This window comes from Pseudomonas sp. R1-1 (assembly GCF_051132135.1).
GTDB lineage: Bacteria > Pseudomonadota > Gammaproteobacteria > Pseudomonadales > Pseudomonadaceae > Aquipseudomonas.
This window is the reverse complement of record NZ_CP071663.1, coordinates 3729657-3753325: the sequence shown is the minus strand read 5'-3', so window position 1 is coordinate 3753325 and position 23669 is coordinate 3729657. Positions and strand designations below refer to the sequence as shown.

Sequence of the window (23669 nt, the reverse complement as noted above, 5' to 3'; positions counted from 1 at the left end):
CAACACAAATCCCTGTGGGAGCGAGCCTGCTCGCGAAGGGGCCGGCAGAGCCAACATTTTCATTGGCTGACCGGACGCTTTCGCGAGCAGGCTCGCTCCCACATTGGAATGTGTTGCGCCGGGTTAATGTGCGCCCACCACCATCGAGGTAAACGGCGCCACATAGGCCTGCAACGTCACCAGCCCACCGACCAGAATCGCCAGCACGATCGAGTGGAAGAACACGTAGCGCAGAATCTCGCCCTCATGCCCGTACCAGCGGGTGGCGGTGGAGGCGACCACGATCGATTGCGCATCGACCATTTTGCCCATCACCCCACCCGAGCTGTTCGCCGCCGCCATCAGCACCGGGCTGATGCCCAGCTGTTCCGAGGTGACCCGCTGCAAGCCGCCGAACAGCACGTTCGACGCCGTGTCCGAGCCGGTCAGCGCCACGCCGAGCCAGCCGAGCAGCGTGCCGAACATCGGATAGAAAATCCCCGTCGCCGCAAACGCCAGGCCCATGGTCGCGTCGAGCCCCGAGTAGCGCGTGAGGAACCCCAGCGCCAGCATCGCCGCAATGGTGATCAGCGAAAACCGCACCACCCACAGCGTGCGCAGGTATTGCTTGATCAACTGCGGGATCGAATAGCCCATCAACAGCCCGCCGACAATCGCCGCCAGCAGAATCCCGCTGCCGGTCGCGGTGAGCCAGGTGAATTTGTACACCGCTTCTTCGGCTTTCGGCGCGGCCACCACGGGCGGTACTTTCTCGATCTGCAAATGCAGGCTGGTAAAGGTGACCGCCGGGGCGAAAATCGGGTTGGCCTCGCGCAGCGGTTTGCCTTGCGCATCGAGCCTGGCCGACTGCGTCACCGGATCAATCGCCGGGCGCGTGTCGAACATGTTTTTGAAACCCTGGGTGCCCCAGGCAAACACGAACACCGTGAGGATGATCCACGGCATCCACGCGCGCATCACTGCCGGCCGCGCCTGATCGCTGAATGCAGCGCTGGCGGTGACTTTTTCCTCGTCGGCCCTGGAGTTGTCGACGCGCCCGGAGAGTGCCGCGGAGGTGTGAATGGTCGCCGGTTTCCACACCTTCAAAAACAGCGTCAGGCACGCCATGGAAATCAGTGCGGCGATGACGTCCACCAGCATCGGCCCGTGAAAGTTCGACACCAGAAATTGCGGAATGGCGAAGCTGACGCCGGCCACCAGAATCGCTGGCCATACTTCAAGCATCTTGCGCCAACCGGCAAACGCCCAGATCAGCCAGAACGGCACCAGCACCGAGAAGAACGGCAACTGCCGACCGACCATCATCGACAGCTCCATTTCATCCAGCCCGGTGACTTTCGCCAAGGTGATGATCGGCGTGCCCAGTGCGCCGAACGCCACCGGCGCGGTGTTGGCGATCAGCGCCAGCCCCGACGCGGCCAATGGCGAAAACCCCAGGCCGATCAGGATCGCCCCAGTCACCGCCACCGGTGTGCCGAAACCGGCCGCGCCTTCGAAAAAGGCACCGAAGCAAAAGGCGATCAGCAGCAACTGCAAACGGCGGTCGTCGGTAATCCGCGCCAGCGAGTCCTGCAGCACTTTGAACGAGCCGTTCTCGGTGGTCAGGCGATGCAGAAAGATGATGTTGAGCACGATCCAGCCGATCGGCAGCAAGCCATTCGCCGCGCCGAACAGCGCCGCCGAACCGGCCATGCCCGCCGGCATGTCGAAGGCGAAAATCGATATCAGCAAGGCCGAGGCCAGCGCCAGCAGCGCGGCCAGATGCGCCTTGACGTGGAAAAACGCCAGCGCGGCGAGCATCACCACCACCGGCACGGCGGCCATCAGCGTGGAAATCACTGGATTGCCAAACGGGTCATACACTTGCTGCCAGACCATGGTCCACCTCTGCTTGTTGTTATTGAGGGTGCAGATCCATTGCGTGGGGGTTGGTTGCAAGCAGTATAGGTGGCGTTTCGCCGTCGTTTGGCGATGACGAACGAGGCGACCAACGGTCGATGCTGGCCACTGAATCAACCGCGTTTTGCCCGGTCGTATCTGCGGCTGCGCGCACTACGTCCCGAAGGCGTGGGCAGCGTGGTCGATTCCGTCGTCAAGACCTTGGTTTTAGGGAAGTTTTGAATGAAGCAAGCGACAACGATCCTGCTGACTGTGACCGCCGCCGTTTTGCTCGGTGGCTGTGTGGCAGATTTTGATGATGACCATCGCCATGGCCGGCACTACGACCGCGATCACGGTCGCTATTACGACCACGACCGGCGCTGGGATGACCGCGATGACGACCGTCGCGACGGGCGTCGCTACTACCGTGACAGGGACGACGACTGATTGACCCAAAGTCCCAGGGATGGGCTTTGGTGATCTGCAGGAGAAGGATGGACGCAGTGATGGCATTTCAGTAGCATTCGCGTTTTTTTACTCTGCCAAGGAAGATCATGTCCATTGTTTCTCCGCTGCGCCTGGCCTTATCCGTGGCTGGCACAGTGCTGTCCTGCGCGCTGCTGGTCGGTTGCAACATTAACGGCACTTATCAGGATGCGACTGATCCTGACGCTGCCAAGGTAAGGTTCGTGGCCAATACCGACAATGCCACGATCGACTATTTCGATGCCGGGCACTGCGACGGCTTGACCACCGGCATGCTCAACAACGTGCTCATTGGCGACAGCAAGCGCCGCGCTGGAATGCTGGTGGCGCCGCCGGAAAAAGCGCGCGATTACCTTGAATTCAAGATCAAACCCGAGCAGCCGGCTTACCTGCGGGTCAACACGCAGGTCGGTTACGCCACCTGTGGCTCGGGGTTTTCCTTTACGCCCAAGCATGGCAACGAATACGAAGTGACGCTCAATGTCACCAAGACGCAGTGCATCACTTCGTTGCGTCATCTGCAGCGGGTCGATGGTAAAGACGTGCGCACCGTGATGCCAATGGATAGCTCGGCACTGGCTGCGTGCGCAGGGCGCAATCCGATCTTTCCAAAACCGCCGGAGCTGCTGCCCGATACGCCACAACGCACAGTTCTGATCGACCGCATCATCGAAGGCAGTCTTTTCGTATTCATGAAGCCGGACGCGAACAAAGCGCCGCAAGCCAGCTTTTCAACGGAAAAACTCGATTCGCTGATCAACGACCGCAAGGCCAAACTGGGCTTTACCTTGCCGGACGATTACTGGGCACTGTATCGCCAGAATCTGATCGAATTCGACAAGGAAAGCGCGACCAACAAAGACCAGGCGATGCAACGCACCAAGGACGAATATCGCCAGCGTCTGCGCAGCATCGATGACAAGCGTCTGACCGAGTGGGCCAACGTGGATGAAAAGGGTGGCAAACGCGGCAACGCGGCGCCGGTCGGCGAGGAAAAATCCATGCTGATGTTCTATTTCCAGGCGTCGAACCGCGTGATGGCCGAAGCCATCGATCATCACCTTGATCGAATGGCCGCCATGGACGCGAAATACGAGGTCTGCTCGCGCTTCGCCGAATGCTGGAAGCGCTGACCGTCTGAACGGGCGATGGCAAAAAAGCCCACTGAGCCGAAGCGGCCAGTGGGCTTTTTCATGGGTCTCTGTCACGCAGACAGGTTATTTCACGGATTAAAAACGAGCGCTCGCCCGGACGCTGGATCGCGCAGGCACGGCGGCCTCGATGTCCAGCAAATGGGTGGCGAGAATGTCGCTCAGAAAACGGAACTGATCGTTGAAGCCGACCACTTCATTGCTGAAGTGATTGCTGGCGGCGGGCATCAGCAGATCTTCGAAGGCTTCGTTGAACACCAGCGCGCGGGCCTTGTGCGACACCACCTGCTGGGAGTAATAGTTGCTGCCGAACACCGGGAAACTCACGGAGAGGGTGACTTGGGTGTGAATCATGCTGTGAACTCCTCGTTGTGTTTCGGATGGCTTAATCGTGCCTTTCATGGGCGGTTGGCGGAAGGCAATCGTGGCGATGGTGAATATCGATGGCGGTGATGGTTGGGGTTGGCGATGTTGCTGATGGCCTCATCGCTGGCAAGCCAGCTCCCACAGAGGTTTCAGCGACCGCATGTTTTGTATGCAGACCACAAACCTGTGGGAGCTGGCAAGCCAGCTCCCACAGAGGTTTTCAGTGATCGCAGCTTTTGTATCCAGACCAGAAACCTGTGGGAGCTGGCTTGCCAGCGATGAGGCCGGTGCAGCCACCCTCAATATTCACTGACCCACCTATACTCAAATCCGCCCCCGTTCATCCAAGGAGCCAGCACCGTGAACCCGCGTGCGCTGCTGATCGCCGCACTGCTTGTCCTGACCGGCTGCACCACTTCGGCGCGGGCGCCGGTGATCGCGCCGCGCGCCGTGCTGGTGTCGCCGGCCACCTGGCAACAGATCGACCGGGAAATCGTCAGCGCCTCGCAGCAGGCCACCGCGCAGGTCAAGCTGTTCGCCCGTGGCTCGATGGAACATTGGCGCACTCGCGTCTATCAGCAAACTGAAGAAAATTTCATCCCGTGGTTCAGCAGCTACTGGACTCAGGAATGGCTGTCGATGAAAGTCAGCTGGTACACGATCAATGCCGGCGGCGAGCAGGACGCGTCAGCCAAGCGCCTGGCGGCGTATCTGCTTGAGCAATATCAGGAAAGGGTGCTGGCGCCGGTGGCGGTGGAGATCGATCCGGATGCGATTCTCGCCCAGGCCACCGCGTTCTATGCGCAGTTGATGGCGCAGCAGATGCCGTTGATCGCCCAGCGCCACGGGGTGCCGGTCGCGCAGCTCAACGGGCGCTTGCAGAAAGTTCCGGCCATCGCCCTCGGCCCACCGCCGGCGCGCGATGCTTCTTTGTTTCAGGTCATCAGCACTGAGCCGCTGAATACCTTGCCGGCGTATGCCGCGCTGATCGACAAGATCCACACCGATGGCGGCGCCAAAGGCATTGCCTCGACCGATGCGGCGATGGCGCCAGTGGCCAAACGCGCGAGCCAGCGCATGGAAGCGGAAATGGCCCCGCGCGGCGCCGCCAGCGCCGTTGCTGCCGCGGCCGGGAAGCTTGCCGGTGGTTTGATCTCGGTGGGCGTGGCAGGGATTCGCGCGATCATCCAGGCCAACGACCGTCCCGACAGCGAAGCGCTGATCCGCAGCAGTCTGGGCGGGACCTTCGACAAGGCCTGGCTGAAACTGGTGCAAAGCCCGACCACCGGGGTGATGGCCGGCACGCTGCACGTCGCCGGGCAGGTCGAGCGCTATCTGGGTGGCGCTGATGAGCCGCCGGTCGGGTTGGGCGTCAATCTTGTCGAATGGCAGCCGCCGCAATCGACCAGTCATCAGCTCGAACCCAACGTGCAAGGAGAATGATCATGGCTTATGTCGATATTTTTGTGGCGCCGGTGCCGAACGCCAATCACGAGCAGTACAAAAAACACTGTGAAATTGCCGCGCGGTTGTTCAAGGAATATGGCGCGACGCAGGTCATGCAGTGCTGGGGCGATGACGTCCCGGAAGGCAAGCTCACCTCGTTTCCATTGGCGGTAAAACTCAAGGACGACGAAACCGTGTCGTCCGGCTGGCTGATCTGGCCAGACAAGGCCACCCGCGATGCCGGCATGGCGAAAATGATGGAAGACCCGCGCATGCAACCGGACGTCAACCCGATGGGTTTCGATGGCCAGCGGATGATCTTTGGCGGGTTCAAGAACCTCCTCGATTCCTGAATCCACCGTAGATCCCTTGTAGGAGTGAGCCTGCTCGCGATAGCGGTGTGTCATTCAGCACGAGTTCGCCTGACACACCGCTATCGCGAGCAGGCTCACTCCTAAGGGGATCTTTGGTGAGCTGGGGATTTGTGTACACCCAAAATGTCCTGTGGGGGCCAGCCTGCTGGCGATTGGGCCGGCACAGTCACCACAGGCATTGACTGTCCGACCGCTATCGCGAGCAGGCTCACTCCTACAGGTATTGCGTTCACTCGGGGGTGGGGGTGGTGCGGCAACTTTTGCGCTGGCGGATCTGCTCGTCCGTCGGGCGTTCACGGACGAACTCGAAACGCGGTTCGCCCTCGCTGTAATGCACCAGCCAGCCCCATTCCAGCTGGCTTTCATCTTGCCCCGGTTGCGGTGGCCGGGCCCACCACGGTTCTTTGCTGAGGATGTCGCGCATGGCTGCCTCCGGTTGATAGCGATCCTTGAACTATAGCCGCCTGTCACCGGTCGTCAGAACAGGCTGTGTAAAATCGACGGCTGACAGTGAGAAGGAGACCGGGCCATGATCGATGAAGTGCGCAGGGATGAGCCGTTCAAGCGGCTGTTTTTTGCCCTGGACTGCCCGCCGGCGCAGCGCAAGGCGATCGCTCAGTGGCGCAGTGAGTTACGCCTGCGCACTGGCAAACCGGTGCCGGCGGACAATTTTCATCTGACCCTGCTGTTCCTCGGCGCCGTGCCGTTGGCGCAGATCCAGCCTGTTTGCGAAGCCGCCGCCCAGGTGCGCACGCCGGGAGCTGCGTTGAGAGTTGCCTTGGATCGCTTGCAGGTGTGGCACCGCGCTGGGGTCCTGTCGCTGGCGCCGGAACAGGCGCCGCCGGCATTGTTGCGTCTGGTCTACGCACTGGAACAAGCCATGTTGCCGTTCGGCTTTGAAGAGACGCCGCGCGAATTCCGTCCGCACCTGACCCTGGCCCGAGAATTTCGCGCGCCGGAGCCTGAAGCTGCCACACCGCCGGAATTCTTCCTGCGCGCCGAACGCTTCGCCCTGTTCGAATCGCACAAGGGCCGCTATCGGATCATTCAGGACTGGCCGCTGATCTGACGGCACAAAAAAAGGCGCCCAAGGGCGCCTGAAATTCACCTGAACCGAGGAAGCCAGGTGAGGCCGTTCAGAGCAGGGGCAGCGGTGGTAAGGCGCTGCGTGAACGGTAAGGGTTGCGCAGATCGTTCCCGCGCGGAGCGGGGGAACGATCGAATCACCATTCATACCTGTGGGAGCTAGCCTGCTAGCGATAGTATTTTTCAGTCGACACATCAGTTGACTGACACTCCGCTATCGCTAGCAGGGCTAGCTCCCACAGGGAAGTGGGGAGGCAGTTATTTACCGAGTTTTACTCGGGTCCAGCCGCGCGTCATGATCCGCTGGGTGGCGATCGGTTGATCCGGTACGGCATACAGCGTGGCCATCACCGCTTGCGACGGATACGAGCCGGGGTCGTTGCGGATCGCTTCGTCCACCAGTGGCGTCGCCGCGGCGTTGGCGTTGCTGTAGCCGTTGCTGTTGGTGATCTCGGCGATGATCTCCGGGCGCATCAGGAAGTCCATGAACAGGTAAGCATTGTCGACGTTCGCCGCATCGCGCGGGATGGCGACCATGTCGTAGAAGCTGCCGGCGCCTTCCTTGGGAATGCTGTAGTCGATCACCACGTTGTTGCCTGATTCCACCGCGCGGGCCTTGGCCTGCAGGACGTCACCGGAGTAACCGACCGCTACGCAGATGTTGCCGTTGGCCAGATCGGAGATGTATTTCGAGGAATGGAAATACGCCACGTTCGGGCGGATTTTCATGAACAGCGCCTCGGCTTCCTTGATGTGCGCGGCGTCCTTATCGTTCACCGGATAGCCCAGGTAGTGCAGGGCGGCCGGGATCATTTCCGTCGGCGAATCGAGGAAGCTGATGCCGCAGGCCTTGAGTTTTTCAGCATTCTCGGGTTTGAACAGCAAGTCCCAGGAGTTGGTCGGGGCGTTGGCGCCGAGCACTTCCTTGACCTTGGCCGGGTTGAAGCCGATGCCGATCGAGCCCCACATGTACGGGAACGCATGGGCGTTGTCCGGATCACTGGCGGAGGCGTTTTTCAGCAGCACCGGGTTGAGATTATTCCAGTTCGGCAGCTTCGATTTGTCCAGCGGCTGATAGACGCCGGCCTTGATCTGCTTGGCCAGAAAACTGTTCGACGGCACCACCAGGTCGTAACCGGATTTACCCGCGAGCAAACGTGCCTCAAGGGTTTCGTTGCTGTCGAAGACGTCGTAGGTCACGCGGATGCCGGTTTCGTCCTCGAACTTCTTCACGGTGTCCGGGGCGATGTAATCGGACCAGTTGTAAACCCGCAGCACCTTATCGTTGGCCTGGGCGCCCATGACCATTGCGCCCATCAAGGACAGTGTCAGCAGAGTCCTGCCAAACATTTTCATCGGTACAACTCCATTCTTTTTATTCACTTCAAGCAAAGGCCCCTCACCCTGACCCTCTCCCGGCGGGAGAGGGAACTGACCGAGGGGCTGACAACATTTGCGCAAACTGGCGAGTGATGCGGATCAGGCAGTCGCCGCACGTTGCGGCTGCCATGCTTCGTTGGCCGTCTGATCCATCGCTTCCTGGATCGCCCGTTTGCGATTGGCTTCCGCCTTGCGACCGAAATACCAGACCAGGAACGTCACCAGCGACACCGCCAGCAGAATCAGGCTCGCCACGGCGTTGATCTCGGGTTTCACGCCCAGACGCACTGCCGAAAACACTTCCATCGGCAAGGTCGTGGAGCCAGGCCCGGACACGAAGCTCGCCAATACCAGGTCATCCAGCGACAAGGCGAACGACATCATCCCGCCCGCCGCCAGCGACGGCGCAATCATCGGAATGGTGATCAGGAAAAACACCTTGAACGGCTTCGCACCGAGATCCATCGCCGCTTCTTCGATCGACAGGTCCAGCTCGCGAAGGCGCGCGGAGACTACCACCGCCACATAGGCGGCACAGAACGTGGTGTGGGCGATCCAGATCGTGACGATGCCACGCTCCTGCGGCCAGCCGATCAGTTGCGCCATCGCCACGAACAGCAGCAACAGCGACAGACCGGTGATCACTTCCGGCATCACCAGCGGCGCGGTGACCAGGCCGCCAAACAACGTGCGGCCCTTGAAGCGCGTCACCCGCGTCAGAACGAAGGCGGCGAGGGTGCCCAGCGCGACCGCAGCAATCGCGGTGTAGCAGGCGATTTCCAGCGAGCGCACTACCGAACCCATCAGTTGCGTGTTGTCGAGCAGACCGACATACCACTTCACCGACCAGCCGCCCCACACCGTCACCAGTTTCGAGGCGTTGAACGAGTAGATCACCAGAATCAGCATCGGCAGATAAATGAACATCAGACCGAAGATCAGCATGAACTTCGAAAAATTGAAGCGTTTCATCCCCGTGCCTCCATCTCTTTGGCCTGGCTGCGGTTGAACAGCAGAATCGGCACTATCAGGATCAACAGCATCACCACCGCCAGCGCAGACGCCACCGGCCAGTCGCGGTTATTGAAGAACTCTTGCCACAGCACGCGCCCGATCATCAGGGTCTCCGGGCCACCCAGCAGCTCCGGAATCACGAACTCACCGACCACCGGAATGAACACCAGCATGCAGCCGGCTATGATCCCGTTCTTGGCCAGCGGCACGGTGATTTTCCAGAAGTTGTTGAAGTTGCTCGAACCCAGATCCTGCGCGGCTTCGAGCAGGCTGTTGTCGTGCTTGACCAGGTTGGCGTACAGCGGCAGCACCATGAACGGCAGATACGCGTAGACGACACCGATATACACCGCGGTGTTGGTGTTGAGGATCTCGATCGGCTGATCGGTCAGCCCGGTCCACATCAGAAAGGCGTTGAGCAAACCGTTGTTGCTGAGGATGCCCATCCACGCATAAACGCGGATCAGGATCGCCGTCCAGGTCGGCATCATGATCAACAGCAGCAGGACGTTTTGCGTTTCCTTGCCGGTCTTGGTGATCGCATAGGCCATCGGGAAACCGATCAGCAGACACATCACGGTGCTCAGCGCCGCCACCTTCAGTGAGCCGAGGTAGGCCGACAGGTACAAGTCGTCTTCGCCGAGCAGGGTGTAGTTGCCGATGTTCAGCAGCAGCTGGAATTTCTGTTCGGCGTAGGTGTAGATCTCCGAGTACGGCGGGATCGCCAGCGCGGCTTCGGAAAAACTGATCTTCATCACCAGAAAGAACGGCAGCATGAAGAACAGGAACAGCCAGATGAACGGAATGCCGATCACCAGTTTTCGCCCGCTGGGCACCAGGCGCAGGAATTGCTGATTGAAGGTTCTCATGAGCGCAGCACCACGCCGCTGTCGTCTTCCCACCACACGTAGACCTTGTCGTCCCAGGTCGGCCGCGCGCCACGGCGTTCGGCGTTGGCCATGAATGACTGGACGATCTTGCCGCCGGGCAGTTCGACGTAGAACACCGAGTGGCCGCCGAGGTAGGCGATGTCATGCACCTTGCCTTCGGACCAGTTGTAGCGGCCCTCCGGTTGGGTGCTGCTGACGAGCATTTTTTCCGGGCGAATCGCGTAGGTGATCGACTTGTCCTGCACCGACGTGCTGACGCCGTGACCGACGTAGATCTTCTGTTGCAGATCCGGGCTGTGAATGATCGCGTGGCCTTCGAGGTCTTCCACCACCGTGCCGTCGAACGCGTTCACGTTGCCGATGAATTCGCAGACCATGCGGCTGACCGGCGCTTCGTAGATGTCGACCGGGCTGCCAATCTGGGCGATCCAGCCCAGGTGCATGATCGCGATGCGCTCGGCCATGGTCATGGCTTCTTCCTGATCGTGGGTGACCATGACGCAGGTCACGCCGACGCGCTCGATGATCTCGACCAGTTCCAGCTGCATCTGCGAACGCAGCTTCTTATCCAGCGCACCCATCGGCTCGTCGAGCAGCAACAGCTTCGGCCGCTTGGCCAGCGAGCGGGCAAGGGCGACGCGCTGGCGCTGGCCGCCGGACAACTGGTGCGGGCGGCGCTTGGCGTATTGGGTCATGTGCACCAGGCGCAGCATTTCTTCGACGCGGGCATCGATTTCGCTGGCGGGCAAACGGTCCTGCTTGAGGCCGAAGGCGATGTTCTGTGCGACGGTCATGTGCGGGAACAGCGCGTAGGACTGGAACATCATGTTGATCGGCCGCTCGTACGGCGGCATGTCGGTGATGTCCACGCCGTCGAGCAGAATCCGCCCCTCGGTCGGGCGCTCGAAACCGGCGAGCATGCGCAACAGGGTCGATTTGCCCGAACCCGAGCCACCCAGCAGCCCGAAGATCTCGCCCTGATGGATCTCCAGGGACACATCGTCCACGGCCACGGTTTCATCGAACTTCTTGGTGACACGATCGACTTTCACCAACACCTTTTTCGGTTGCTGATGACCTTCAAGTGCCTTCCTGTAAGTGCTGGAGGCGTTTGCCATGTGAAACTCCCAACAGGTTTCGTTTGCCTGGCCAATGTGGCCGGGCTTAAGTGGATTGCGGAGCTGCATGAGCATCACCTGTCGAATCACATTCCCCTGTGGGAGCTGGCTTGCCAGCGATGGCGGTGGGTCAGTCACCACTGATGTTGCAGGTGACGGCCTCATCGCTGGCAAGCCAGCTCCCACAAGGTTTCGCGTTGATCTGACGGGTGTTGCTCAAACCGATCCGGCTTGTTCGGCGCCGCCGTCCTGGCTGCCTGGGTCGTACTTGTTGTTATCACGGGTGTTGCTGTACACGGCTGCCGGATGCGCGCAGGCGCGCCCGACCGCCGTGGGGGCAGTAAATCGTCTGGTGTTTGCGGGTGGTGTCAGCGCTGGTTGCGTCGCGCCGCCCGTTGTCGACAGGCCGCGCCGAACGCCTGGAAAATCTTCAGGTAATTCGGGTTGTCCAGCACTTGCCATTCCGGGTGCCATTGCACGCCGAGGGCGAAGGTCGGGCTGTGCTCGACCGAAATCGCTTCGATCAAGCCATCCGGCGCCACGGCTTCGGCGCGCAGGCCGGGAGCGAGGCGATCGATGCCCTGGCTGTGAATCGAGTTGACCTGAAACTCACCCGGCAGCCCGAGCGCTTCGAACACGCCGCCCGCAAGCACCGTCACCGCGTGGGCCGGTGCGTATTGCACGGCCACGTCGGGGCTGTCGGCTTCGCGGTGATCGAGCATGCCCGGCAACTCATGCACCTTCTGATGCAGGCTGCCGCCGAACGCCACGTTCATTTCCTGAAAACCACGGCAGATGCCGAGCACCGGAACGCCCGCGGCGATGGCTGCACGTAATAAAGGAAGGGTGGTGGCGTCCCGCGCCGGATCGTGATCCGTACCGGGGGCGCTGGCCGGACCTTGATAGTGGAACGGTTCCACGTTCGAAGGCGAGCCGGTCAGCAGCAGACCGTCGAGCTGACCGAGCAGGTCGTCGATTTCCGTCAGGCGACCAAGGGAAGGAATGACCACCGGTAACCCTTCAGCGCCCACGCTGACCGCGCGAACATATTTGTCGCCGCTGATGTGATAGGGGTGCAGGCCAATCTGTTTGACGCACGCAGTAACGCCGATCAATGGCTTGAATGCCATTTTTATTCACCTCGAAGTCTGACACTTGAACGAGCTTTTCCGGAGCTTAGCGTCGTTGATTTTAATTAACAACTACCATGTAAAAAATTCTAAACGCCGTTCATCCAATCGGTAACGTTTGCGCCGCTCTGGGGCCTGCTTTGCCACGATACTGTTAAAAATAGCCCGAAAAATAAAGGCTGTAGGGCGCTATGTTCGCTATTGACTTCACTTTGCCTTTCGGATTGACTGGCTGCGTGACAGGGTAGTGAACATAATAATTAACAGCTAAATAGGTGCATCATGTCGGTCCCTCTGCGTACCGTTCAACTCAACGAAGCCAACGCATTCCTTAAGAAATATCCTGAGGTTTTGTACGTCGATCTTCTGATTGCGGATATGAACGGTGTGGTGCGCGGCAAGCGCATCGAACGCACCAGTCTTCATAAGGTGTACGAAAAAGGCATCAACCTGCCGGCCTCGCTCTTCGCGCTGGACATCAACGGCTCCACGGTGGAAAGCACCGGTCTGGGTCTGGACATCGGTGATGCTGACCGCATCTGCTACCCGATTCCCGGCACCCTGAGCATCGAGCCGTGGCAGAAGCGCCCGACTGCACAATTGCTGATGACCATGCATGAGATCGAAGGCCAGCCGTTTTTCGCCGACCCGCGTGAAGTGCTCGCCAACGTTGTGCGCAAGTTCGACGACATGGGCCTGACCATTTGCGCAGCGTTTGAACTGGAGTTCTATCTGATCGACCAGGACAACGTGAACGGCCGTCCGCAGTCGCCACGTTCACCGGTGTCCGGCAAGCGCCCGGTGTCGACTCAGGTGTATCTGATCGACGACCTCGACGAATACGTCGATTGCCTGCAAGACATCCTCGAAGGCGCGAAAGAGCAGGGCATCCCGGCTGACGCCATCGTCAAGGAAAGCGCCCCGGCGCAGTTCGAAGTCAACCTGCATCACGTCTCCGATCCGATCAAGGCCTGCGATTACGCGGTGCTGCTCAAGCGTCTGGTGAAGAACATCGCCTACGACCATGAGATGGACACCACCTTCATGGCCAAGCCGTACCCAGGCCAGGCGGGCAACGGTCTGCATGTGCACATTTCGATTCTGGATAAAGAAGGCAACAACATCTTCGCCAGCGAGGATCCCGAGCAGAACGCCGCGCTGCGTCACGCGATCGGCGGTGTGCTCGAGACCCTGCCGGCGCAGATGGCTTTCCTCTGCCCGAACGTCAACTCGTACCGCCGCTTCGGCGCGCAGTTCTACGTCCCGAACTCGCCGAGCTGGGGCATCGACAACCGCACCGTGGCCGTACGCGTGCCGACCGGTTCAGCCGACGCCGTGCGCATCGAGCACCGCGTCGCCGGCGCCGATGCCAACCCGTACCTGCTGATGGCTTCGGTACTGGCCGGTATCCACCACGGTCTGACCAACCAGATCGAACCGGGCGCCCCGGTCGAAGGCAACAGCTACGAGCAGAACGAGCAGAGCCTGCCGAACAACCTGCGCGATGCCCTGCGCGAGCTGGACGACAGCGAAGTCATGGCGCGCTACATCGACCCGATGTACATCGACGTGTTTGTCGCGTGCAAGGAAAGCGAACTGGCCGAGTTCGAGAACTCGATTTCTGACCTTGAGTACAACTGGTATCTGCATACCGTCTGAAGATCAAAAGCCCCTCACCCTAACCCTCTCCCAGGGGGAGAGGGGACTGAGCCGGGGACGCTCGGGAAATGCTGCGATCTGAACCTGCTGTACCGAATCCATAATCGACTCGGTCGGTCAGGTCGGCGCACTTTTCGAGACAACTCGGTCGGTTCCCTCTCCCCCCGGGAGAGGGCTAGGGTGAGGGCAGCCCTCTCAAGCCAGACACAGCAACCAGACCACCCCCTATCCCCCCTCGTCGAGCTCAAAACAATGACCAAAACCCGCAACGACTGGGAACAACGCTTCCAGTCCCTGACCCTCGAAGCCCGCGCCTTCATCAACGGTGAATACCGCCCGGCGATCAGCGGCGATACCTTCGAATGCCTGAGCCCGGTTGACGGGCGTTTTCTCGCCGCCGTCGCCAGCACCGATGAAGCCGACGCCAATCTCGCCGTCGAATCCGCGCGCCAGTCTTTCAATTCCGGCATCTGGGCGAAAAAAGCCCCGGCCGAACGCAAGCGCATCCTGATCCGCTTCGCCGATCTGATCCTGCAACATCAGGAAGAACTGGCGCTGCTGGAAACCCTCGACATGGGCAAACCGATCAGCGACTCGATGAGCATCGACATCCCGGCGGCCGCCAACGCGATCCGCTGGAGCGCCGAAGCGATCGACAAGATCTACGACGAAGTCGCCGCCACCCCGCACGACCAGCTCGGCCTCGTCACTCGCGAGCCTTCCGGTGTGGTCGCGGCCATCGTGCCGTGGAATTTCCCGCTGATCATGGCCAGCTGGAAGTTCGCCCCGGCGCTGGCGGCGGGCAACTCGTTCATTCTCAAACCGTCGGAAAAATCCCCACTGACGGCGATTCGCATCGCCCAGTTGGCGCTGGATGCCGGCATTCCCAAAGGCGTGTTCAACGTGCTGCCGGGCTTCGGCCATACCGTCGGCAAGGCACTGGCGCTGCACATGGACGTCGACGTTCTGGCCTTCACCGGCTCCACGGCAATCGCCAAGCAACTGATGATTTATGCCGGGCAAAGCAACATGAAACGCGTCTGGCTCGAAGCTGGCGGCAAGAGCCCGAACGTGGTGTTTGCCGATGCGCCAGACCTGCGCGCGGCAGCCCAGGCAGCGGCCAGCGCCATCGCCTTCAACCAGGGCGAAGTCTGCACCGCCGGTTCGCGCCTGCTGGTCGAGCGATCCATTCGCGAGCAGTTCATCCCGTTGCTGGCGGAAGCGTTGCAAGCGTGGAAACCGGGGCATGCACTGGATCCGGCGACCACCGTCGGCGCCGTGGTCGATCAGCGTCAACTCGACAACGTGCTGCGCTACATCAGCATCGGTCGCGAGCAGGGCGCCGAACTGATCGCCGGAGGGCAGCGCACCCTCGAAGAAACCGGCGGCCTCTATGTGCAGCCGGCGATCTTCGACGGCGTGACCAACGCGATGACCATCGCCCAGGAAGAAATCTTCGGCCCGGTGCTGTCGCTGATCACCTTCGATACCGCCGAAGAAGCGCTGCAGATCGCCAACGACAGCATCTTCGGCCTCGCTGCCGGCGTCTGGACCAGCAACCTGAGCAAGGCGCACACCTTCGCCCGTGGCTTGCGTGCCGGCAGCGTCTGGGTCAACCAGTACGACGGCGGCGACATGACCGCACCGTTCGGTGGCTTCAAGCAATCGGGCAACGGTCGCGACAAATCGCTGCACGCGTTCGACAAGTACACCGAGCTGAAAGCAACCTGGATCAAGCTCTAATTCTTTTACAGCGGCGGTCGCCAGCGTCTGGCGGCCATCGGAGAAATTTATGAAACAGCAACACGTCAACAGCTACTACGCCGCCACCCGCAACGAAGTCATCGACTTCCCGATCCTCGAAGAGTCGGTCGAGTGCGACGTCTGCATCATCGGCGCCGGTTATACCGGCCTGTCTTCGGCACTGTTCCTGACTGAAGCGGGCTACAAAGTGACCGTGCTCGAAGCGGCGAAAGTCGGCTACGGCGCCAGCGGCCGCAACGGCGGGCAACTGGTCAACTCCTACAGCCGCGACGTCGATGTGATCGAAGCGCGCTACGGTGACAAGACTGCGGAAATCCTCGGCAGCATGATCTTCGAAGGCGCGGATATCATCCGTTCGCGCATCAAGGATTACGACATCCAGTGCGACTACCGCCCGGGCGGTATTTTCGCGGCGCTGAACAAGAAACAACTCAGTGGCCTGGCCGAGCAAAAGCGCAGTTGGGAACGTTACGGCAATCGCCATCTGAAGATGCTCGACGCCGCTGACATTCGTCGCGAAGTGGGCTCCGACGCCTATGTCGGCGGTCTGCTGGACATGCAGGGCGGGCACATCCACCCGCTCAACCTGGCGCTCGGTGAAGCGGCAGCGATCGTGCGCTTGGGCGGCAAGATCTACGAGCAGTCGGCTGCGGTGGAAATCAAGTACGGCGAGCCAAACATCGTGCGCACCGCCAAAGGTCAGGTCCGTGCCAAATACCTGCTGATCGCCGGCAACGCCTACCTGCCACAAGGCCTCGACAACCGCGTGACCGCGAAAAGCATGCCGTGCGGCTCGCAGATCGTCGTCACCGAACCGTTGACCGAGCAGCAGGCGCGCAGCCTGATCACCAACAACTACTGCGTCGAAGACTGCAATTATCTGCTTGATTACTATCGCCTCACTGCCGACAACCGCCTGCTTTACGGCGGCGGTGTGGTCTACGGCGCGCGCGAGCCGGACGACATCGAGCAACTGATCCGCCCGAAGATCCTCAAGACCTTCCCGCAGCTCAAGGACGTGAAGATCGACTACCGCTGGACCGGCAACTTCCTGCTGACCATGTCACGCATGCCGCAATTCGGTCGCATCGAGAAAAACGCCTACTACATGCAAGGCTACAGCGGCCACGGCGTCACCTGCTCGCACCTGGCCGGCAAACTGATCTCGGAAATGATCCGCGGCGACGCCGAACGCTTCGACGCCTTCGCCTCCCTGCCACACATGCCGATGCTCGGCGGCCGCACCTTCTCCGCACCGCTGACCGCCCTCGGCGCCGTCTACTACTCGCTGCGTGACCGCTTCGGCGTCTGACTTACCTCCCCGGCGGCTCAAAACCCCGCCGGTTTTTCACTTGCGCAAAAGCATTGTTGTCCCCTGTGGGAGCTGGCTTGCCAGCGATAGCGGTGTTTCAGCAAAAGGGATGTTGAATATGCCATCCAATCGCTGGCAAGCCAGCTCCCACAGGGTTTCTGTTTACCCGGGATAATCACCGGCAGGCTCATTTCAGCCACCATCCATCGAACCTGCTGAGCATCACCGGCAAACGTGATTTAATAGCCGCCTTTCACGGTTCCGGGACACGGGAGCAACGTGATCCGCGCGACCTGCGCGTCACCCGCCACCCACCCCCATCGTCCTTGTCGTTCTCACATAAGGCTGTCATGGATACGGGTTCTCGACTCAAACTAGTACGCGAAAGCTACAAACTCTCCCAGCGCGAGCTGGCCCGGCGTAGCGGCGTGACCAATGCCACCATCTCGCTGATCGAACAGAATCGTGTCAGTCCTTCCGTCAGCTCACTGAAAAAGCTGCTCGAAGGCATACCGATGTCCCTGGCCGACTTCTTCACCTTCGACCAGCCGCCGCGCGAACACCAATACGTCTTCCGCGCCAACGAACAACCCGACCTCGGCCGCCACGGCCTGCGCCTGCTCCTCATCGGCGCCTCCGTCCCCAGCCGCCAGATGCGCCTGCTGCGCGAGCAATACGCACCGGGCGCCAGCTCCGGCGACGAGCCGATCGTGCATGCCGAAGGCGAGGAGTGCGGTCTTGTGACCCGTGGTACCGTGGAATTGACGGTGGACGGGCAGGTGAGTGTGTTGAGTGCGGGGGATGGGTATTACTTTCCGACCACGTTGCCGCACAAGTTTCGCAATATTGGGGCGGATGAGGCTGAGATCATTAGTGCGAATACGCCGGCGAATTTCTGAGTTTCGATAAAATTTATCTGCCGGGCGATAACCACTCGTCCGGCGCATCGCACGTTCGCCGCGCAGCTTCTTCCAATGCTGTAACTCCCCACGCAACGGAAGAGCCACCATGCACAATCATAAAATTGCGGTGATTGCCCTCGCGGCGTTGCTGTTCGGCAGTTCGCCGTACGCGCTCGCCGCTGGTGAAACGTCGACCCCGAAGGCGAGCGACGGCACCAGCCAGACGCGTGAACCGGCGTCTCCAGCCACAAACGCCGACCCGGATGCCGATTCGCTGCCCAAAGGTGGTGATGGTGGCAAGACCGACAATGGGCCGGTGCCATCTGCCTCCAAACCCACCCCTGCGGGTCAGCCATCCGGTAGCAGCAGCGGGGGGAGCGGCGGCGGTTGATAGGTGCCCTGCATTAGAATGCCTTTTAAGCCGTGCTTTAAGACATTGTTTTGATGACCCGATATCTCTTGCGAGGTGTTGGGTTTATTTTTGCCATTCGTCAGCCGCACCGCATTTTCACCGCGCACCTGCTTCCAATGCGTAACTCACCCCCGCAAAGGAAACAGCCAACATGCGCCCAGTCAACTTCGCAGCACTGACCCTCGCCACTCTGTTATCCGCCACCTCCCTCTACGCAACGGCCGCCAACGATACCCCGGCGCCGACCGCCAACGACGGCAACAGCCAGACCAACCCGAGCGCGCCGGAAGACATTCATTCCAACGGCGCCACCGTGCCGAAGGGCACGCAGGGCAATACCACCAACAACGATGGCTCGACACCCTCGGGCGGCAAGCCCAGTGGTTCGAAACAATCGAACGACAGCGGCACCAGCAGCGGTGCCGGCGAAGGTTAAGCATGTTTCGAATGCAGCAAGCCCGGCATGTAGCCGGGCTTTTTTATGGGCGAATCCTGGATGACTGAACGCTATTTCGCCTTCCAGCTGCCGCCACTGTTTTCACAATCGATCTTCGCCTGTTCCAGATGCTCGCCGCCGTAGTAATAGGTGGTGACTTGCGCGTTGTCCGGCAGATTGAGCGGTTGGGCGCTTTTGTCTTTGCTGGTGGAATGCGGGTTGGCCAGGGATTCCTGGGTGAGGCGGGCGGTGCAGGTGGCCTGGTAGTGGTCCTCGCAGCGTTGGACTTTTTTCTTGGTGGCGTTGAGGGTGTCTTTGCTTTCGTTGCTGCATGACCAGTTGATCGAATCCACCGGCACGCCTTCGTACTCATAGCAGCTGTGGGTTTCGACGGCGGGCACTGCGGCGCTGGAGGAGCGGGTCTGCACGTCGCAGCCCTCGGCCATGACGCAGGTGGGGATGATGGCGAATGTGGCGATCAGCAACAGCAGTCGGGTTTTCATCGGCAGTTCCTCTCCAATGGCGCCGCGTCTGATCGGTGATTGGGCGCTTGTCTGCTTTCGAGGTGGCGATGACGTGCGGGGTTCCATCGGCTTCGCGACGGGTGATCTTCGCGTACACTGTGCAACAATCAGAAACATTCAGCGCCCAAGGATTGGACCGTCGCCATGATCGAAATCGGCCACCGCAACATTGCCCCCGCTTCTCAGCATCCGTTTCACGATATCTATCTTTTCCACGTCGACCCCGCAAAACCCGAGACGCCGTTCTGCTTCGAGCAGTCGATGGGCGGCGGGCATATGGAACATGGCGGGGCGCGGTTTCTTGCGCTGGATGAACTCGACGCGTGGTGCGGCGACTGGCGCGAACACTTGAGCAAAGCCGATTGCGCCTGGGTGGCCGAGTTGATCGATACCAACCCACACGCCGATCAAGCGACGCTGGTGGCGTTGATTCTTCAGCGTCACGCAGCGTCCGCGCAGCCAGTCGGGCGCTGGAAAGCCTTCTGCGACTGGCTCAAACGCAATATCCACGTCGGCGGCCGTTACGGCATCTGACCTTCGGAGATTCTTATGACCCAAACCCTCGAACGCGCTATCGCCATCGCCGCAACGGCCCACGCCGGGCAAGTCGACAAGGGCGGCGCGCCGTACATTCTGCATCCGCTGAAAGTCATGTTGCGCATGACCACGCTGGAAGAACGCATCGTCGCTGTGCTGCACGATGTGGTCGAGGACTGCGGGGTCAGCCTGGATGATTTGCGCGAGGAAGGCTTCAGCAACGACGTATTAAGCGCTATCGAATCCGTGACTAAAGTGCCCGGCGAATCCTATGAGGATTTCGTCAACCGCGCGGCGCAGAACCCGATCGGCCGAGCGGTGAAACTGGCGGATCTGGAGGAAAACAGCGATATCTCGCGGATCGCCTCACCGGGTTGGGAGGATCTGGAACGGATCGAAAAGTATCGGCGGGCGATTGCGCGGTTGCGCATGTGAAAGCGATTACATCCCCTGTGGGAGCGAGCCTGCTCGCGAAGGCGCCAGACTGGTTATTCATCAGTGACTGGCACAGCGCTTTCGCGAGCAGGCTCGCTCCCACAGGGGAGGGTGGTGTGTCAGTTGAATAGCCAGGAAGGCGACTATGAAATCCATCATTTGCTTGTTGATTGCTGCCGGTTTCGGCGCGTTGTTGCAGTTCGAAGGCGTGCCCCATGGCTTGCTGTTGGGCTCGATTGTCGTTACCGCAGTGTTTGCCAGTAAAACCGGCATCGCGCCGGTGACGCCTTATGGACTGGGCTACATCCAGGTCACGCTTGGGATTGCCACAGGGTTGATGTTCGAGGCTTGGGACAGCGCGACGGCCTCGGCGTTGTTGCCCAGCCTCGGTGTATTGCTGATCTGCCTGACTGTGCAGATCGCACTGGCCGGCTGGTGGCTGACCCGCGGCGCCGGCTGGAATCGCACCGATGCGCTGCTGGCGGTTTATCCCGGTGCACTCGCGGCGGTGTTCGATCTGCTCGAGTCGGAAAAGGCCTCGAGCAAGGTCATCATCGTTCACTTGATGCGCTTGCTGCTGATCACTGTGCTGGTGAGTTTGTTGATACCCGCCCAGTCCGCCATCGCGGTTGCCGATGGCGATCCGTTGACGACCGGCATGGCGCTGACCGCGTGTGCTGTGATTGCGCTCAGCGTGCTGCTCGGCCGCCTGCTGCTGGTGATCGGCGTCCCGGCGCCGTTCATGCTCACGGCGATCATCATCACGGCGGTGTTTGTGAAATCGGGATGGCTGCGCGGTTTTCACATGCCGGACTGGAGCCTGAACCTGGCCGCGCTGATTCTCGGCGCGCGCATCGGCTCACGGTTCCAGGGCCTCGGCTTCGCCGAACTGGCCCGGCACGGGCGCACAGCGCTGGTCTCGGTTGGCGTGATGATTGTGGTCGCGGCGGTGTTTGCCGAAGTAGCGGCGGGCTGGCTGGGCAACGATCCGCTTTCGCTATGGCTCGCTTACATGCCGGGTGCGATTGAGACGATTGCGATTGTCGCGTTTGGTGGCGGGCTGAATGTGGTGTTTATCCTGACGCATCATTTGAGCCGGATGGTGCTGCTGCATTTTGCGCCGGCGTTGTGGGTGCAATTAAGGCGGGTTCGTCAGGAAACTTGAACCAAGCCAGTGATGCCAGGCTATTGCGGCGTGTCAGTTAGAGCCATCCCCCTCACCCCAGCCCTCTCCCCCAAGGGGGCGAGGGGGAAGGGAGCCGATCTCGGTGCTGTTCGAAATTGGAGTTCGGCTCGAGATATCAGGTCTGTGTAACTCGAACATCCAACGCGGTCGGTCCCTCTCCCTTCGGGAGCGAGGGGGAAGAGGGCCGATCTCGGTGCTGTTCGAAATTGGAGTTCGGCTCGATATCTCAGGTCGGTGTAACTCGAACATCCAACGCGGTCAGCTCCCTCTCCCTCCGGGAGAGGGCTGGGGTAAGGGCAATGCGGCGCTAGCGGATGTGGGCGGCGAAGCCTTCGCTATCCGGCGCGATGCCTTCCTTCAACGTTAACGCCGGAATCTCATACTCACCCGAATTCTGCTGCCGAAACCCAATCGGCCGGGCACTCCACAACTCATCCAGCCGCCGCCCCAGTTCATCAGTGGTCTCGGCATACCGCGCTTCATCCATCCGACTAGTCCGATACACCACAAATGGCGGCACTACTTCAAACCCGGGGTAGTACAAGATCCCGTGCTGGATCGGAAACAGCAGATCATCCATCGGCCCGTTGATCCCGCGTGGGCAGTAGTGGGATTCCCAGCCGCCGGTGGTGACCATCAGCATCGCGCGTTTGCCTTTCATTTTGCCTTCGCCGTAACGCTCGCCCCAGCGGCTGTCGGAGTGTTCGCCGACGCCGTAGGCAAAGCCGTAGGCGTAGACACGGTCGACCCAGCCTTTGAGGATTGCCGGCATGCTGAACCACCACAGCGGGAATTGCAGGATCAGCGCGTCGGCCCATTGCAGTTTTTCTTGTTCGCGGGCGATGTCGGCGGCCTGGGTGCCGTCGGCGTAGGCGCGTTTTGAATCGAGGGAGGCGTGGAACGGTTGCGACGGGTCACGCTGCGGTGCGTCGTCGGCGTCGAGGGTGGTTTTCCAGTTCATCGCGTAGAGGTCGGAGACTTGCACGCTGTGGCCGGCGGCTTGCAGGCGCTGGACGGTGAAGTCCTTGAGCGAACCGTTGAGGGAAGTCGATTCGGGGTGGGCGTAAACCAGTAAAACATTCATGGTGAAAAGCTCCGTTGGCTGAATGACAGCAGGATCGGCGTTCGCCCGGTATATTGGAAATGAATGTCTGATATGTCTGGTATAGCCATGAATAATTTAAGACGGCTGGATATCAATCTGCTGTTGACCCTGGATGTGCTGCTCGTCGAGCACAACGTCACGCGCGCGGCGCATCGGCTGAACCTGTCGCAGCCGTCGGTGAGCGTGCATCTGGCCAAGTTGCGCGACATTTTCGGTGACCCGTTGTTACTGCCCGGCCCGCGAGGTATGCGCCCGACTGCGCGGGCCGACGAGTTGCGCGAGCCATTACGTGAAGCGCTGGAGGCGTTGGAGCGGGCGGTAGCGCCGGCCAGTGCCTTCGACCCGGCGCAGGCGACGCACAGCTGGAAAATTGCCGCGACCGATTACGGCGAATCGACCGTGGTGCTGCCAGCGCTCAGCGGCTTGCGCGAACAGGCGCCGGGCACGCGGCTGGCGGTGATCGATCTGCACCCCCAGCAATTGGTCAAAGAGGCTGAGCAGGGCGTGTTCGATCTGGCGCTGCACATCAGCGAGGACGCGCCGCCGGAATTGCATCGGCGACCGCTGTTTCAGGAGCACTACTTGCTGGCCGGGCGCCTCGGCCATCCGCAACTGCAAACAGCGCCCACGCGCGAACGCTTTTGCACGCTGGAGCACGTATTGGTTTCGAGGGAGGGTGGGGGCTTTTTCGGGGTGACGGATCGGGCGTTGGCCGATGTCGGTTTGAGGCGCAACGTGGTGTTGTCGGTGCCGCACTTTCTGATGGCGATGTCGGTGCTGGTCAGCACCGACCTGGTGGCGATGCTCCCGTCACGGCTGGTGCGCGGCAATCCGGCCTTGCAGGTGGTCGACGCGCCGCTGGAAGTGCCGGGTTATGAAATGGCGATGTTCTGGGGTGAACGCGCGCACCGCGATCCGGCGCACAAGTGGTTGCGCGAGCATCTGCTGGCGTCGGTCTGAGACCCGGTCAGGCGTGGACCAACGCCACTGTAAACGACACGACGATCATGCACGCGAAGGCGAAATTGAGATTCATGGGGTGTTCATCCTGAGCCGTTTTAGAGTGGGGCCATTG

The 23669-nt window shown here is 60.7% G+C and carries 25 protein-coding genes; 15 read left to right on the top strand and 10 right to left on the bottom strand.

Translation table 11 applies throughout. The features are described 5' to 3' along the window. Window positions 1-123: 123 nt before the first annotated feature. Window positions 124-1878 (bottom strand): L-lactate permease, encoded by a 1755-nt coding sequence (locus J3P75_RS16775; protein ID WP_434707505.1) that lies wholly within the window; start codon window positions 1876-1878, stop codon window positions 124-126. 243 nt (window positions 1879-2121) lie between these two features. Between J3P75_RS16775 and J3P75_RS16770 the strand changes: the two genes are divergently transcribed. Both J3P75_RS16770 and J3P75_RS16765 read left to right on the top strand, forming a co-directional pair. Continuing rightward, complete coding sequence (locus tag J3P75_RS16770) at window positions 2122-2328, top strand: hypothetical protein (protein WP_093102387.1); 207 nt, start codon at window positions 2122-2124, stop codon at window positions 2326-2328. 107 nt (window positions 2329-2435) lie between these two features. Further along, window positions 2436-3500, top strand: coding sequence for a hypothetical protein (locus tag J3P75_RS16765; RefSeq protein WP_434707504.1), 1065 nt, complete (start codon window positions 2436-2438; stop codon window positions 3498-3500). A gap of 96 nt (window positions 3501-3596) precedes the next feature. Here the strand turns inward: J3P75_RS16765 and J3P75_RS16760 are convergent, their stop codons facing one another. Further along, the gene (locus J3P75_RS16760) at window positions 3597-3872 is read right to left on the bottom strand and encodes a hypothetical protein (protein WP_434707503.1); all 276 of its coding nucleotides are present in this window, start codon (window positions 3870-3872) and stop codon (window positions 3597-3599) included. Between the two features lie 372 nt (window positions 3873-4244). Between J3P75_RS16760 and J3P75_RS16755 the strand changes: the two genes are divergently transcribed. Both J3P75_RS16755 and J3P75_RS16750 read left to right on the top strand, forming a co-directional pair. Continuing rightward, window positions 4245-5327 (top strand): hypothetical protein, encoded by a 1083-nt coding sequence (locus J3P75_RS16755; protein ID WP_434707502.1) that lies wholly within the window; start codon window positions 4245-4247, stop codon window positions 5325-5327. 2 nt (window positions 5328-5329) lie between these two features. Beyond that, on the top strand, window positions 5330-5683 hold the full coding sequence (locus J3P75_RS16750; protein ID WP_434707501.1) for a DUF1428 domain-containing protein: 354 nt from the start codon (window positions 5330-5332) through the stop codon (window positions 5681-5683). A gap of 250 nt (window positions 5684-5933) precedes the next feature. On the opposite strand, the gene J3P75_RS16745 is transcribed toward J3P75_RS16750, so the two are convergent. Further along, the gene (locus J3P75_RS16745) at window positions 5934-6128 is read right to left on the bottom strand and encodes a hypothetical protein (protein WP_434707500.1); all 195 of its coding nucleotides are present in this window, start codon (window positions 6126-6128) and stop codon (window positions 5934-5936) included. Between the two features lie 105 nt (window positions 6129-6233). Here J3P75_RS16745 and thpR point away from each other — a divergent pair, with 105 nt between their 5' ends. Then, window positions 6234-6773, top strand: a complete 540-nt coding sequence (thpR, locus tag J3P75_RS16740) for an RNA 2',3'-cyclic phosphodiesterase (protein ID WP_434707498.1) — start codon at window positions 6234-6236, stop codon at window positions 6771-6773. Window positions 6774-7048: 275 nt separating this feature from the next. Here the strand turns inward: thpR and J3P75_RS16735 are convergent, their stop codons facing one another. The 5 genes from J3P75_RS16735 to J3P75_RS16715 all read right to left on the bottom strand — a co-directional run bounded on the left by J3P75_RS16735 (window position 7049) and on the right by J3P75_RS16715 (window position 12322). Then, a complete protein-coding gene (locus J3P75_RS16735) occupies window positions 7049-8146 on the bottom strand; it encodes a polyamine ABC transporter substrate-binding protein (protein WP_434707497.1) in 1098 nt (365 codons plus the stop codon). A gap of 123 nt (window positions 8147-8269) precedes the next feature. Further along, window positions 8270-9142, bottom strand: a complete 873-nt coding sequence (locus J3P75_RS16730) for an ABC transporter permease subunit (protein ID WP_434707496.1) — start codon at window positions 9140-9142, stop codon at window positions 8270-8272. Beyond that, complete coding sequence (locus J3P75_RS16725) at window positions 9139-10020, bottom strand: ABC transporter permease subunit (protein ID WP_425516445.1); 882 nt, start codon at window positions 10018-10020, stop codon at window positions 9139-9141. Before J3P75_RS16725 ends, J3P75_RS16730 begins: the two co-directional genes overlap by 4 nt. Before the next feature lie 29 nt (window positions 10021-10049). Then, window positions 10050-11192 (bottom strand): polyamine ABC transporter ATP-binding protein, encoded by a 1143-nt coding sequence (gene potA, locus J3P75_RS16720; RefSeq protein ID WP_434707495.1) that lies wholly within the window; start codon window positions 11190-11192, stop codon window positions 10050-10052. A gap of 368 nt (window positions 11193-11560) precedes the next feature. Then, window positions 11561-12322 (bottom strand): gamma-glutamyl-gamma-aminobutyrate hydrolase family protein, encoded by a 762-nt coding sequence (locus J3P75_RS16715; RefSeq protein WP_434707494.1) that lies wholly within the window; start codon window positions 12320-12322, stop codon window positions 11561-11563. 282 nt (window positions 12323-12604) lie between these two features. Between J3P75_RS16715 and J3P75_RS16710 the strand changes: the two genes are divergently transcribed. The 6 genes from J3P75_RS16710 (at window position 12605) to J3P75_RS16685 (ending at window position 18807) form a co-directional block, all read left to right on the top strand. Beyond that, a complete protein-coding gene (locus J3P75_RS16710) occupies window positions 12605-13981 on the top strand; it encodes a glutamine synthetase family protein (RefSeq protein WP_039763287.1) in 1377 nt (458 codons plus the stop codon). 252 nt (window positions 13982-14233) lie between these two features. Then, window positions 14234-15724 (top strand): aldehyde dehydrogenase, encoded by a 1491-nt coding sequence (locus tag J3P75_RS16705; protein ID WP_434707493.1) that lies wholly within the window; start codon window positions 14234-14236, stop codon window positions 15722-15724. A gap of 49 nt (window positions 15725-15773) precedes the next feature. After that, window positions 15774-17057, top strand: coding sequence for an NAD(P)/FAD-dependent oxidoreductase (locus J3P75_RS16700; RefSeq protein ID WP_434707492.1), 1284 nt, complete (start codon window positions 15774-15776; stop codon window positions 17055-17057). Window positions 17058-17407: 350 nt separating this feature from the next. Then, a complete protein-coding gene (locus J3P75_RS16695; RefSeq protein WP_093102357.1) occupies window positions 17408-17956 on the top strand; it encodes a cupin domain-containing protein in 549 nt (182 codons plus the stop codon). A gap of 109 nt (window positions 17957-18065) precedes the next feature. Further along, entirely contained in the window at window positions 18066-18350 is a 285-nt protein-coding gene (locus tag J3P75_RS16690; protein ID WP_434707490.1) for a hypothetical protein, read from the top strand. A gap of 172 nt (window positions 18351-18522) precedes the next feature. Beyond that, the gene (locus J3P75_RS16685) at window positions 18523-18807 is read left to right on the top strand and encodes a hypothetical protein (protein WP_206415979.1); all 285 of its coding nucleotides are present in this window, start codon (window positions 18523-18525) and stop codon (window positions 18805-18807) included. Between the two features lie 71 nt (window positions 18808-18878). On the opposite strand, the gene J3P75_RS16680 is transcribed toward J3P75_RS16685, so the two are convergent. Further along, window positions 18879-19310, bottom strand: coding sequence for a hypothetical protein (locus J3P75_RS16680; protein WP_434707489.1), 432 nt, complete (start codon window positions 19308-19310; stop codon window positions 18879-18881). Between the two features lie 165 nt (window positions 19311-19475). Here J3P75_RS16680 and J3P75_RS16675 point away from each other — a divergent pair, with 165 nt between their 5' ends. The 3 genes from J3P75_RS16675 (at window position 19476) to J3P75_RS16665 (ending at window position 21468) form a co-directional block, all read left to right on the top strand. Continuing rightward, window positions 19476-19865: a hypothetical protein gene (locus J3P75_RS16675; protein WP_434707488.1), complete on the top strand. Its 390-nt coding sequence runs from the start codon at window positions 19476-19478 to the stop codon at window positions 19863-19865. Window positions 19866-19880: 15 nt separating this feature from the next. Beyond that, window positions 19881-20303, top strand: a complete 423-nt coding sequence (locus J3P75_RS16670; protein WP_434707487.1) for an HD domain-containing protein — start codon at window positions 19881-19883, stop codon at window positions 20301-20303. Between the two features lie 145 nt (window positions 20304-20448). Further along, window positions 20449-21468: an AbrB family transcriptional regulator gene (locus tag J3P75_RS16665; protein ID WP_434707486.1), complete on the top strand. Its 1020-nt coding sequence runs from the start codon at window positions 20449-20451 to the stop codon at window positions 21466-21468. A 328-nt stretch (window positions 21469-21796) separates the two neighbouring features. Here the strand turns inward: J3P75_RS16665 and J3P75_RS16660 are convergent, their stop codons facing one another. Then, complete coding sequence (locus tag J3P75_RS16660; protein ID WP_434707485.1) at window positions 21797-22573, bottom strand: NAD(P)H-dependent oxidoreductase; 777 nt, start codon at window positions 22571-22573, stop codon at window positions 21797-21799. Between the two features lie 87 nt (window positions 22574-22660). Between J3P75_RS16660 and J3P75_RS16655 the strand changes: the two genes are divergently transcribed. Next, a complete protein-coding gene (locus J3P75_RS16655; RefSeq protein WP_434707484.1) occupies window positions 22661-23554 on the top strand; it encodes a LysR family transcriptional regulator in 894 nt (297 codons plus the stop codon). Window positions 23555-23669: the final 115 nt, after the last annotated feature.